This is a genomic window from Psychrobacter sp. P2G3, from assembly GCF_001593285.1.
Taxonomy (GTDB): Bacteria; Pseudomonadota; Gammaproteobacteria; order Pseudomonadales; family Moraxellaceae; genus Psychrobacter.
Genome location: NZ_CP012529.1, coordinates 1,044,415 through 1,057,385, shown reverse-complemented (window position 1 = coordinate 1,057,385; position 12,971 = coordinate 1,044,415). Strand labels below are relative to the sequence as shown.

11 protein-coding genes and 1 pseudogene are annotated in these 12,971 nt (G+C 41.8%); 2 read left to right on the top strand and 10 right to left on the bottom strand.

The genetic code is table 11. The annotated features are described in order from the left end of the window. Positions 1-116: 116 nt before the first annotated feature. From AK823_RS04515 to AK823_RS04495, 6 genes and pseudogenes are all read right to left on the bottom strand, one after another. On the bottom strand, positions 117-2,090 hold the full coding sequence (locus AK823_RS04515; RefSeq protein WP_068326634.1) for an acyltransferase family protein: 1,974 nt from the start codon (positions 2,088-2,090) through the stop codon (positions 117-119). A gap of 256 nt (positions 2,091-2,346) precedes the next feature. Next, positions 2,347-2,634, bottom strand: a pseudogene (locus AK823_RS14230) (L,D-transpeptidase family protein); the annotation flags it as partial. Positions 2,635-2,649: 15 nt separating this feature from the next. Next, on the bottom strand, positions 2,650-2,928 hold the full coding sequence (locus AK823_RS14225; protein ID WP_228138911.1) for a L,D-transpeptidase: 279 nt from the start codon (positions 2,926-2,928) through the stop codon (positions 2,650-2,652). Positions 2,929-3,087: 159 nt separating this feature from the next. After that, the gene (locus AK823_RS04505) at positions 3,088-3,879 is read right to left on the bottom strand and encodes an SDR family NAD(P)-dependent oxidoreductase (RefSeq protein WP_068326631.1); all 792 of its coding nucleotides are present in this window, start codon (positions 3,877-3,879) and stop codon (positions 3,088-3,090) included. Positions 3,880-3,974: 95 nt separating this feature from the next. Continuing rightward, the gene (locus AK823_RS04500) at positions 3,975-5,720 is read right to left on the bottom strand and encodes an AMP-binding protein (protein WP_068326627.1); all 1,746 of its coding nucleotides are present in this window, start codon (positions 5,718-5,720) and stop codon (positions 3,975-3,977) included. Between the two features lie 205 nt (positions 5,721-5,925). Further along, on the bottom strand, positions 5,926-7,044 hold the full coding sequence (locus AK823_RS04495) for a DNA topoisomerase IB (protein ID WP_068326624.1): 1,119 nt from the start codon (positions 7,042-7,044) through the stop codon (positions 5,926-5,928). 451 nt (positions 7,045-7,495) lie between these two features. Here AK823_RS04495 and AK823_RS04490 point away from each other — a divergent pair, with 451 nt between their 5' ends. Further along, complete coding sequence (locus AK823_RS04490) at positions 7,496-7,951, top strand: GNAT family N-acetyltransferase (RefSeq protein WP_068326622.1); 456 nt, start codon at positions 7,496-7,498, stop codon at positions 7,949-7,951. A gap of 114 nt (positions 7,952-8,065) precedes the next feature. Here AK823_RS04490 and AK823_RS04485 read toward each other — a convergent pair whose 3' ends face one another. The 4 genes from AK823_RS04485 to AK823_RS04470 form a co-directional block, all read right to left on the bottom strand. Continuing rightward, positions 8,066-8,350 (bottom strand): pyrimidine/purine nucleoside phosphorylase, encoded by a 285-nt coding sequence (locus AK823_RS04485; protein WP_068326619.1) that lies wholly within the window; start codon positions 8,348-8,350, stop codon positions 8,066-8,068. A gap of 176 nt (positions 8,351-8,526) precedes the next feature. Beyond that, positions 8,527-9,622 (bottom strand): peptide chain release factor 2 gene (gene prfB / locus AK823_RS04480; protein WP_149031842.1). Its coding sequence is split into 2 segments (ribosomal slippage): positions 8,527-9,549 and positions 9,551-9,622, totalling 1,095 coding nucleotides; the frame shifts between segments, so codons are not numbered across the junction. Positions 9,623-9,756: 134 nt separating this feature from the next. Further along, complete coding sequence (locus AK823_RS04475; protein ID WP_068326613.1) at positions 9,757-10,464, bottom strand: HAD family hydrolase; 708 nt, start codon at positions 10,462-10,464, stop codon at positions 9,757-9,759. A gap of 261 nt (positions 10,465-10,725) precedes the next feature. Further along, positions 10,726-11,262: a gamma carbonic anhydrase family protein gene (locus AK823_RS04470; protein ID WP_068326610.1), complete on the bottom strand. Its 537-nt coding sequence runs from the start codon at positions 11,260-11,262 to the stop codon at positions 10,726-10,728. A 408-nt stretch (positions 11,263-11,670) separates the two neighbouring features. Here AK823_RS04470 and carA point away from each other — a divergent pair, with 408 nt between their 5' ends. Further along, complete coding sequence (gene carA / locus AK823_RS04465; protein ID WP_068326607.1) at positions 11,671-12,903, top strand: glutamine-hydrolyzing carbamoyl-phosphate synthase small subunit; 1,233 nt, start codon at positions 11,671-11,673, stop codon at positions 12,901-12,903. Positions 12,904-12,971 lie beyond the last annotated feature (68 nt).

Below are 12,971 nucleotides of genomic sequence, written 5' to 3'. Positions count from 1 at the left end.
AATATTTTTAAGCAAAAAAGGAAGTAGGCTAACAGTTATACTTGTCGTATATCCATTACCCTACTTCCTAATTTTGGTGCTATCTTGATTTGCTTATATACGACTATAAACTCTATTTAACTGAGAGTGGATAATGCGCCTTTTAGCTTATCCTCAAATTTATCTTTTATAAAATGAGCATACTCTATGCTGATATGTTCAGCATCACGGTACATTATTTTTTCAGAAAAAGTAGTCAGACATTTTTCGGCGGTACAGAACATATCTGACATATCAATGCCCGTAATAATGTCTTGATACTCTAAAGTAGGATCAGTCGGTAGTAAAGCATCTGCACGATCTATGGTACAAGCATCTGCGTCTGACCCGTTTCTATTCCTATGTAGACAGTCCGGTACATCAAAGTCGAAACGTGGATTATCTCTTATACCGATAACATCGATTTTGTTATCAGCAAGCACTTTCCAGCTATCAACATATGATGGAGGAATAAATTCGCCTTTCTCTAAGTTCACTCTAGTAGAGTTTGTAATGACTGCATAAGGGTTTATATCTATAATTTTTTCAATGGCGGCTTCGTTCCATTTTTGACAAGATTCATTCGACTCTTCAAGTGCTCCTAAAGGGCATCCGGCCTTAGTCATATTGATAACTTTAAAATTATTATCTTGTCCAATGGTATCTAGCGCTGTAATCCATTGTACGGCATGAGATCCTCCTGCTAGTACAATTTCTTTATCAGAACTCAGGTCTCCAAATTCGCAAGTAGTGACCTCCTCTCCATCCATAGATTGATTACAGCCAGGAGCATAGGCAGCAGGAACTCTTTGTTTTATCGTAAGCAGCCGATCGCGATCTGGTTTGAAGGCTCGATCTTCTACGTAGATACTGTCGCCCTTAAAGGGTTCAACAGACTTACTTTCCAACGCTGTCTTTGCACTTTCGGTGGTAGATACTACTTCATGTCTAAATGCGAAAGCCGCTACCATCACCGGTAAGAAAAACAGGACTCCGATTGAGAAGTTAACAAGTACTTTTTCTCTTGGTATTTTTCTAAAAGGAGATTCTATTTTTTTACTGGTGAAGTATGCCAAAACTGTAGAGGCAATCATAATCATTAGTCCTTGCAACAGACTAACAGATTCATAACCAAAATATTCTTTATAAAATACTAAGATAGGCCAGTGCCAAAGGTAAATAGTAAAAGATATACCGCCTAAAAACACTAAGAATTTATTTGATAATAGGTTGTTTACTACGCCCTTACCACCAATGCCAGACATGATAATAAAAACTGCACCAAGTACCGGAATCAATGATACAGGACCTGAAAAACTTGCCCCTCTAGGAATCAATATAGCTCCACCAACAATCAGAGCAATACCTACAATCCCCAATGCTTGTCTATATTTTATTTTTTTAGCATTTGAGATTAAAAGAAATGCGAGTGATCCAAAGAAAAACTCCCAAATCCTTGATAGCGGATTAAAGTAACTCATCGCTGGATCGTCTTTAACCAACACCGTAGCATATGCAAAAGACGCCAATATGACGAAAATTACTCCTAAAAATAAAGGCGCTGAGGTTTGTTTTTTCTTAGCGATATAAGCTAGAGGAATTAGAATTAGCGGGAAAACCACATAAAACTGCATCTGGATAGATAGCGCCCAAAACTGTTGTACAGGACTAGGCGGACTACCAGAAGATAAATAATCGACAGAAAGTCTGATCAGTTGTATATTTTCAAGATGTAAGGCGCTGGCAATTATCTCATGTAGCACAGTATATATAAGGACTGGAGATGAAATAAAGTAGCTAGCAATTAATGTGGCTGCAAGCACGATATATGCTGATGGTGCCACTCTCTTTATCACCCCTCCCCAGAAAGGAAATGGGCTAAATGTACCGTTTAAAAAATAACTCTTCAATACAATTGAAGCCATCAAAAACCCAGAAACGACGAAAAAGACATCAACTCCGCCTGATACCTTATTGAACCATATATGGAAAACCATAATAATAATGGCGCCTACTGCTCTTAACCCTTGGATGTCATTTCTATACTCGTGGTGAGTATATTTATCAAACACAGTTTTCCCCTTACATTCGTATAAACGATTATAGACAATAGCATAGAAACATTAAAAGAAAACTAGCAACATAAAACATAATTGATATACGGTCTTATAACCACGATATACGGTGTTGTTATAACCTAGTAATAATATTCAATTCACTTTTTATAGGTAAAGAGGTTCTTTCAAATTGAGGACACGCCCTAGTGCTTGAGAGTGAAAAATTATAATTAACGTTCATTATTAATGCAACAGAAAAGAAAAGTGCTCATTACTCTACTATTTCAATCGGAATACCAAGCGCAACGGCATCTATAATCTCATCCATCTCATTGTTGGTGACAGCGATACAACCATCAGTCCAGTCGCTTTTTTGATTAATCCACGCTAGATGACCAAAGCCATTCATTTGCCCATGAATCATAATATCCCCGCTCGGATTAATACCGAGTGCTTCAGCTTGGGCCTTGTCAGCGGCATTAGGATAACTGATATGGATAGAACGATAGGCGATAGGGTTTTCATTCTTATAATCTAAGTTATAGATGCCTACTGGCGTACGCTGATCACCTTCTTACTGCTTATGACCTACTGGACTATCTCCTAGCGCAATACGATAGGATTTAATCACTTCGTTATTGCTGAGTAACTGTAACGCGCGCGCAGATTTATCGACAAAGACTTTATCAATAATTACCGTATTAGGAATGGCTTTGGGGTTATGAAAGAGAGCTTGCGTATCGACCGATACTTTTTTTATATGAGCTATCGCACTTGTACTAACGACAGCAATCGCAAGTCCAATAGAAATAATTAGCCAATGTTTGCTGAAATCCATGGGAGAAAACGACATAGGCTTTGATCCTTATGATTGACTATTGGAGAACTAAATCACAATGTACCAATCTGATAATGAATCTGCCTAATGTATCAAAGCGCTATGCCAAATTTTGTGAAAATTTTATGAATAAGACTCAATTGTTAAAGATATTTTCCAACTAGCTGGTATAAGTTAGACCATACGAATGGCACCATCTAGGCGAATGACTTCTCCATTTAAGTAGGCATTATCAATAATCTGAGTCACCAATTTGGCAAATTCATCAGGATTGCCCAAACGCTTAGGATAAGGAACGCTAGCCTCTAACTGCTCACGAGCTTTTTCAGGGATAGTCTCCATCATTGGAGTCGCAAACACCCCAGGTGCGATAGTCATGACGCGTATACCATGACGTGCCAGCTCACGCGCTAATGGCAAAGTTAAACCGACCACGCCAGCTTTGGACGATGCATAGCTTGCCTGTCCTACTTGCCCATCAAAAGCAGCGATAGAAGCAGTGTTAATAATGACACCATTATCAGTGTTCTTCTCTGCAGCGCCCTCTGTATTACTGTTGTTCGCTATGCGCTTAGCAATGGAAGCTGCGACCAAACGCGCTACGTTAAAAGAGCCAACAAGATTAATATTAACCCCGCGACTAAAGGCATCAAGGTCCGCTGGATTGTTTTCGCGATCGAGTAGCTTTTGTACGACAGCGATACCTGCGCAGTTAATTGAACCTTGCAGACCGCCAAACTCTTTTTCAGCCTTATCAACAGCCGCTTGTACCTCTTTGCCACTGGTGACATCACAGCGTACAAAGCGAGCATTGTCACCCAGTTCATCGACCAATGCTTGTCCAGTTGACTCATTCAAATCAGCGATGACGACTTTGCCGCCTTCACTAACGATGGCACGAACGACTGACTCACCCAATCCTGATGCACCACCGGTAACCAAAAAGCTGTGTTGTTGAATTTGCATGATTATTCCTTAACCATTTAAGATTTAGTATTTTTAGTTAAAATGTTGGAAAATTTTTAGTTGAAAGCATTAAAAATTTTGACAATTAAGCCTATTTATTCAGTCGTCAGACTTCGTAATAAAAAGCGTTGAATCTTACCACTTGGCGTCTTTGGTAATGCTGCAACAAACTCAATCTCGCGTGGATAAGCATGGGTCGATAAACGCTTACGTACCAAGTCTTTAATTTGCTGGGCAATCTCGTCACTGCCTTCGATGCCATCTTTTAGCACCACATAAGATTTGATATTATGTCCGCGCACCTCGTCAGGGACACCGACGGCAGCCGATTCAGCAACAGCCTCATGTTCTAATACAGTGTTTTCAACATCAGTTGGACCGACACGGTAACCTGCCGTAGTAATGATGTCATCATCACGACCTGAGAACCAATAACTGCCGTCACTATGGCGCTCAACCACATCTCCTGTCAGATAATAATCTTCAAAGAAAGCCTGTTTTTCGTTCCAGCTATAACCACGGAAATAAAACGCTGGCGATTGACTGACTACAACTGCCAGCTGGCCTTGCTCGCCATCAGGCAATACTTGCATATCATCACCCAATACGACGAGGGTGTGCCCTGGCAACGCCATGCCCATCGAGCCGACGGGACATTCATGTTCTAACGCATGATGCTCACAGCAGGTCATTCCGGTCTCTGTCTGTCCATACTGATCACAGACTTTGCAACCTAAGTGACTTTCAATCCAGCTTACTACTTCAGTATTCAAAGTTTCACCTGCTGAATTAGCACAGCGCAATGATAATTTCGAAGGAGTATTTACAGTAATTTCTTCAAAGACACCGCTGGATTTCATCATGCGAAATGCCGTTGGTGAAGAGGCTAAATTGGTAATCTTATGACGCACCATAAAGTCGCGCGTGTTGGTAGCATCAAAACCCGCTTCATTAAAATAAGTCGTGACACCTAATAATAAAGGTCCGGTAATCGCATAATATAAACCGTATGCCCAGCCTGGATCTGCCATATTCCAATACTTATCACTCTCGCGTAGATCAATCGCATAGCGCATATATAGATAAAAAGCTGGCAGCGCAGCTAATGGAACACTGACACCTTTTGACTTGCCAACGGTCCCTGAGGTAAACATTTGCAAAAATGACGAATCACTGTCTAATAGTACTGACGTCATTGTTTGTGAATGTTGACTCTGCACTTGCGTTGCCATCTTTTCAGTCATCTCAGCATAATTGTCATCACCCCAAGCCGCACCATCCGCTGTACTACCAACTACGACCATTTTCGTTTGCTTAGCCAAATCTTCGAACTTGCTACGATTTTCTTGGTTAGTGAAGACTACTTTAGTGTTAGCTTTGTCCATCCGGTACTTGATTGAATCATAGCCAAAAGCGGTAAATAAAGGCTGATAAACCGCTCCAATTCTCCAAGTTGCCAATACAATGATTAATAACTCAGGCGTACGCGGTAGCATGGTCGCTACTTGGTCACCGACTTGCACGCCATAAGACTGTAATAACCTGGCTACCTGTGCGCTGGCTTTATCTAATTCACCAAAACTCATACGCGTTACATTACCCACAGTATCTTCGTGTACCAGCGCGATATTATCAGCACGACCGTCACGCACATGACGGCCACAGCAAGCCATATAAGCGTTAAGGCGATCATCTAAATGCTCACCAAAGATCTCTGTTAACAATGCATCCATATCGAAATTATTATAGTAATCGGCATAGCTTGTTAGAGTATTTGAATTATCGGAAGCAGTTTGCGTGGTGTTTTGAGATGAATTGGTATTTGAAGATGAGATAGTCATGAGCTAATCCTTTAGCATTTTATAAATAGAGAGCAACGGCTCAAGTCGGATATGTGTTAGTTTCAATAGCAAAACGGTCATATCCTATAGACCGTTTGAAATTCTTATATTTAAGATAACCTATTAGTAACGCATTTTTATATTTATTTCAATACATAACGTATCATTTTTATAGTTAAATGCAAATCTTCTCATAGATGTAAATTCATTCTAATGTGCTTAAAAACCCAAGTAACGCTTTCTCTTCACAGCGTTGATATTCTTTAGTACGTCCACGACGTGCTTGTTTGTAAGGCTCAAAAAACTCACCTACTAAGAACTTCTCAATAATAACGGGGTGAATATAGGAGGCTCGGCACACGGCAGGTGTATTGCCCAGCTCATTTGCTACATCTTTGACCATATCCGTGATGAGCTGTTGGCGCTCGTTGCTCTCAGGCGCACTTGCCAATATCTCTTTCCCTACTGACGTTTGCAGCTCATCGTAGAGGTAGCCGGCCGCCAGCACACTCGCCATCCATGTACGAAAATCCTTTGCACTATACATCTTGCTTTCACAATCGTTGCCGCAAGTGTGCATTCGCAAATAGTCATTAATATCTGCACTATCAACGACTTGCTTGTCACCATTGCCATCCAAATATTTGAAAATCTGATAACCGGGCAGCTCACTACATGCCTGCACAATGTCAATTAAACGCTTGTCCTGCAGTTCAGTATGATGCTCCTTCGAACTTTTACCAACAAAATCAAAAGCCAAACCCTTGTCTGTTTCGCTGACATGTTTGCTTCTTAAAGTGCTAAGGCCGTAGCTTTTATTGAGTTTAGCATAGCGGCTGTTACCAATACGAATCAAAGTAGTCTCAAGCAACTTGACGACTGCAGCCAGTACATTTTCACGCGATAATGACTCAGCTTCTAAATCTTTTTCGACTTGTGCGCGTAGATTTGGTAGGGCTTCTGCAAAACCTATCATGGCATCAAACTTAGCCTGATCACGGATATTGTTCCATGATGGATGATACAAATACTGTTTGCGTGCTTTGTCATCGCGACCCGTTGACTGCAAGTGGCCTTTGTCATCTTGGCATATCCAAACCTCTGACCACATCGGTGGAATAACCAAAGCATCAAAACGCTTGCGCAAAGCTTTATCTTTCACAGTCTTGCCAGTCGCATCACGATAAGTAAACCCGCGCCCCCAACGTCTACGTGTAAATCCAGGTTCATCGTCGCTCACGTAGCGTAGATTGGCACGGCGCGCTAAATGCTCGTAATCATGACGCGTATCTTCTGTAATTGCTTGCTGATTTGCCTTTGCCATAAAACAGTACGCCTATTGAAAGTTATTGTTTTAGCATAATTAACTGTCATTATTTTTGCTGTTTACTTGCCACAGATAAAGTGTAATGCTGTGTAAAATCTAACTTATTAGGGTCTGTTTGATTATTCAAATGTGGTACTGGCAGTGGCTATTTTTTAGACAATACGCAGTGAAATTTTTGACGCCTAGTCATTCTAGGTTAGACAATTTCGCCATGTATTGGCAAAAAATAGCCCTGCCCTGAAAGGCTGATGCTAAAACCACCCCAAACGTTGTTATAAACCTAGCTAAGGTCTCGACATTATCGTCGGTTTACGCCTGATTTGATAAGATGTTTGGGGTGATTTTAGCTATCAGCAGTCCTAATATTTGAATGTTCAACAGACCCTAAACTGCTACGAAAGTTATAAAATTCGTCTAACGTTAAATATCCATTAAGAGTGAGCCAAATATGACAAAAAATATTTCGATAAAAACCGCTACATTATCCAATACTGATTACGATAGTTGGTTAGACTTGTGGCAACGTTATTTGGCATTTTATGAAACCAGTTTGCCACTGAGTACGACTAATACAACGTGGCACAAACTACTTGATAATAACGCACCGATTTATGGCTTTGGAGCTTGGCAAGACGATACTTTGGTAGGTATCACGCATGTGGTGCTACATCTCAATACTTGGAATACGACCGAGTGTTGTTATTTAGAGGATCTGTATGTTAGTGAATCTGTTCGTGGGCAAGGTGTAGGACGTGCACTGATTGAACAGGTATACGATTTCGCTCGTAGTAAAGATTGCAACCGTGTTTATTGGACGACGCAAGAAGGAAACACGACGGCTCGCAAACTTTATGAAGCAATCGCAACTCAGACGGATATGGTGCAGTATCGTAAAAACTTATAACGATTGCCAAATATTTTATGAATCATACCTAATTCAAAAAACATTTATAAAAAAAACGCCAAGCGTTAAACACTTGGCGTTAATTTAGCTAATATGTCTATAAGTTAAAACCGACTATTTACCATAAGTGCATAAATAAGCCGTTTCTACGTCAACTTTGACATTAAACTTCTTATTGGCTTCAATAGTAAATTGCTCGCCAGCATTAAAGGTTTGCCATTCATCGCTCTCTGGCAATTTTACCGTTAACGCTCCACTAACGACTGTCATGGTTTCAAATTCGCTAGTGCCAAACTCATATTCACCAATGCTCATGACACCGACAGTAGCTGGCTTAGTCGCTGTCTGAAAAGCAATAGAAGTTACTTTATCATCAAAATAATTATTTACGCTTAACATAATTTTTCCTTAAGTAATTTTTGCTTTGTTACCCAACTATCAACCTTATGGACTGCTGTAGGCTGTGGCTTTAGCCCAGCATTTTGCTTCGGCAAAGGTTTAAGCTGGGCTAAAGCCACAGCCTACTTCAAAAAGATTCAAGAATTAAGAGTAGGGATTTATTCTTAAAAACACCCCTACAGTCCAGCTTTTAGGCTCGCTTCGATAAATTGATCGAGGTCACCGTCTAATACTGCACCGGTGTTAAAGGTCTCAACACCCGTACGCAAGTCTTTGATACGTGAGTCATCCAGTACATATGAGCGAATTTGACTGCCCCAACCGACATCAGATTTACCATCTTCAACCGCTTGCTGGCTTTCCATACGTTTTTGCATCTCAAGCTCATAAAGCTTAGCACGTAGCATTTTCATTGCAGTGGCTTTGTTACCATGTTGGCTACGCTCGTTCTGGCAAGTTACCACCACGCCACTTGGTTCGTGAGTAATACGCACCGCAGAGTCAGTCGTGTTAACGTGCTGACCACCCGCGCCCGATGAACGATAAGTATCAATACGCAAATCCGCTGGATTGATATCAATCTCGATATTATCATCGATTTCAGGCGAGACAAAAACGGCCGCAAATGAGGTATGACGGCCATTATTACTATCAAATGGCGATTTACGGACTAGGCGATGCACACCAATTTCGGTACGTAACCAGCCAAAAGCATAGTCACCCTTAATCTCAATCGTGGCCGATTTGATACCAGCGACGCTACCTGATGATACTTCAATCACTTCAACTTTGAAACCATGCGCTTCTGCCCAACGCGTATACATACGCAGCAGCATTTCTGCCCAATCTTGCGCTTCTGTGCCGCCGCTGCCTGACTGGATATCCAAGTAGCAATTGTTCGGATCCATCTCACCGCTAAACATGCGACGAAACTCTAAGTCCGCAACGCGCTTTTCCGCATCGTCGAGCTCGGCTTGTACATCAGCAAGCAACGATTCGTCTTCTGCCTCTACCGCCAGCTCCAGCATGGCAGACGCATCTTCTAAGGTGGTCTCAAGCGAGACGACTACGTCGATAACCCCATCAAGCTGGCTTTTTTCTTTATTAATCTTGGTCGCACGCTCTGGATCATTCCATAGCTCGGGATTTTCTAATTCTAAATTGACTTCTTCTAAGCGTTCTTGCTTACCATCGAAGTCAAAGATACCTCCGTAAGTCCTGTCCACGCTCAGATAGATCTTTGATTTGTTCTTGATACGGATTGATTTCCATAGGTTTTCCTGTTTCGTTAATATTAAATATCTAACTGATATGGCGTTATATTAAATGAGATTGGAATACAATGTCTGGCTAATTATTACTACCTTTCTATTAAACTGTCTTTATATTAAGAAGTTTTACACAGCCTAAATCGACCAATCCTCGACTGCCCAGCGATGGGCGAGCGCATGCGCATGCAGTGCATCATCAGGCGACACACAGATAGCCACATCCGCCCAATTTAATAGTGGTATGTCATTTTTGGAGTCTGAATATGCGTAAGTTTTCTCAAACTTAACCCCTGCTATTTGCTGCTTATCAAGCCATTTATCAAGATGATAAATCTTACCCGCTTGAAAGTTTGGCTTATCAGTCAATTTGCCAGTATAGCGCTCATCTTTGATTTCAAGCGGTGTAGCAAGCACATTGGCCTCTGTGATGCCAAACCGCTTAGCAATAGCAGACACCACAAAGTCATTGGTCGCAGAAATAATCACGACATCATGACCCTGTTCAATATGCTGACACAGTACTTCCATCGCTTTGGGGCGGATATGAGGCTCGATTTCACTTTTAATATAATCTTCTCGTAACTCATGGAGTCTATCCATCGGCAAGCTGCTCAAAAACTGCGCAACAAATTCATTATACTCCGTTGCATCAAGGGTGCCTTCGATATAGTCCTGATAAAACTTTTGGTTGGCAGTCCGATATTCGGCTTCATCGACGAGGTCGTGCTTGACGATATATTCGCCCCATAGGTAATCGCTGTCGACATCGAGTAAAGTGTGGTCTAAGTCAAATAACGCTAGGGTGCGTGCTACGGAAGCAGTGTCGATGTTTTTGGTGCTCATATTAAATTGCTCATTAGAAATAAGTGTTGGTTAAGATGTTTTTATATCGTTGAATTGGTTGATATAGCCAATACTAAATAAAATGGATACGTTAGGTTGTGACGCGCGACTGGTATAAGTTTTTCTGGCTTGCTGTGCCGACGCCGACAGAGGATACAAAAACCAACATTAAAAACTAAGCATCCCAGTCCCGCTGTATCTTTTTTATATTGAACTCACTATGCTTTTTATCGCTATTAACTCAGTGTTGTTAAAGTTATCTTATTCTGGCTGCTTAATCTCTTTTAGACCAGTTTTAAACTTCTGGCAACGCGCCGCATAATGCATAGCAGACTCTTTTATCATAGCCGCTTGCTCATCAGTCAGAGTTTTGACCACTTTTGCAGGGGCACCCATCACGAGCGAATTATCTGGAATCCCTTTGCCTTCAGTGACTAAGGCTTTAGCACCAATGATGCAATTTTTACCAATTTTGGCATTATTCAAAATAACTGCACCGATACCAATGAGACTATTATCACCTACTTCGCAGCCATGCAACATGGCTAAATGACCAATAGTGACATGATTGCCGATTTTGACTTCAATGCCTTCATCGGTATGAATGACGCTGTTTTCTTGCACGTTGCTGTAATCACCAATATAAATGCGCTCATTGTCACCGCGCAGCACAGCACCGAACCAAACGTTGGCTTGATGTCCCAAATAAACATCACCGATGACGCGCGCTGAATCTGCGACCCAACCGTTGAAAGGACTAGCAAACTCAGGCACTTTGTCTAAATATTGATAAATCATAACGAATCCTTGTTTTAGTTGTACGTGTTGACTTTATTATTTAGTAGATATAATTAAATGCCGTCCATTGTGGCAAAGCTATGTTTTAAAATCCAGCCGTTTTGGTAGTAAATTTATAGTGTAGCCATTAACCTAGAGAATCGGCTGGCTATATCAGCATATATTGTATATAATGCGCAAAATCTGTGCCTAAGCGAGCGGACATGATGCAAGTTACCTATTCACTACCTAGTGAGTTTTGTAGTTTCCATCAATAATGTCTTCTCGCTTTTTTGTGGAAAATTTTTGGCTTTAGCCCTTTTTTATTCTGGTTTTGACGGCAGTTATAACAGTATAGATAGCGATTATAGGTCAATATTTGAACCATCACATTATCGTGGCACTCACAAATAATAGCGGAGGCAACCCTTGAATTCATCGGCAGAAATACAAGCAATTTTGGCACTAGCAGACGGTACGATTTTTCGCGGTGTTAGTATCGGTAGTGAAGGTCATCGTGTCGGTGAGGTGGTCTTTAATACAGCCATGACAGGGTATCAAGAAATCCTGACCGACCCAAGCTACGCGCGCCAGCTAGTGACCCTCACCTATCCACACATTGGCAATACCGGTACCAACGCTGAAGATGTCGAGTCTGGTAATGGACATCAAGTATGGGCAGAAGGCCTTATCATTCGTGATGCAACGCTGGTTACTTCAAACTTCCGCAACTCTGAATCATTAAGCGATTACCTACAGAACCACGATACCGTTGCCATCGCTGAAATTGATACGCGCCAGTTGACCCGCCTACTACGTGATAAAGGGGCTCAGAACGGTTGTATCATGACGGCCTCTAACGGCGCAACGATTAGCAGCGACGACGAGCAGCAAGCGATTAAATTGGCGCAAGAATTTGCTGGTATTGAAGGCATGGACTTGGCAAAAGAATGCTGTACGCCGACGACCTTTGAATGGACAGCGGGTAGCTGGGATTTATCAGACACCTTACTCAACCGTGACGTGCCTGGTAGTCATGACAGTGGCACGGGCGGCTTTTTTAAGCACTTGGGTACGCATGTTGAAGCAAAATTTAACGTTGTTGCCTACGACTTTGGTAGCAAGACCAATATCTTGCGTATGCTAGTAGACCGTGGCTGTCATGTGACCGTTGTCCCAGCGCAAACGCCTATCGCAGACGTGCTCGCGATGAACCCAGACGGTATTTTCTTATCAAATGGCCCTGGTGACCCTGCTGCCTGTGATTACGCTATCGACGCGGTACGTCATATCATTGAACAAACAGAGATTCCAACTTTTGGTATTTGCCTAGGTCATCAGCTGATTGGTCTTGCCAGCGGTGCAAACACCATTAAAATGAAAACTGGTCATCATGGTGCTAATCATCCGGTACAAGACTTAGCGACTGGTACGGTCATGATTACCAGTCAAAACCATGGTTTTGCCGTTGACGAAGACACACTGCCTGACAACGTTAAATCTACCCATCGTTCATTATTTGACGGTACTAACCAAGGGATTGAGCTGACCAATAAGCCCGTCTTTAGCTTCCAAGGTCACCCAGAAGCCAGCCCTGGCCCGCATGATGCTGCGCCACTGTTTGATAAGTTTGCAGAAATGATGGCAGCAGTGAAAGCTTAAGTTATCCATGATTAACCGCAAGCAAATAATCAATATAAAGCTTGAATCACTAGCGGTGGTTCAAGCTG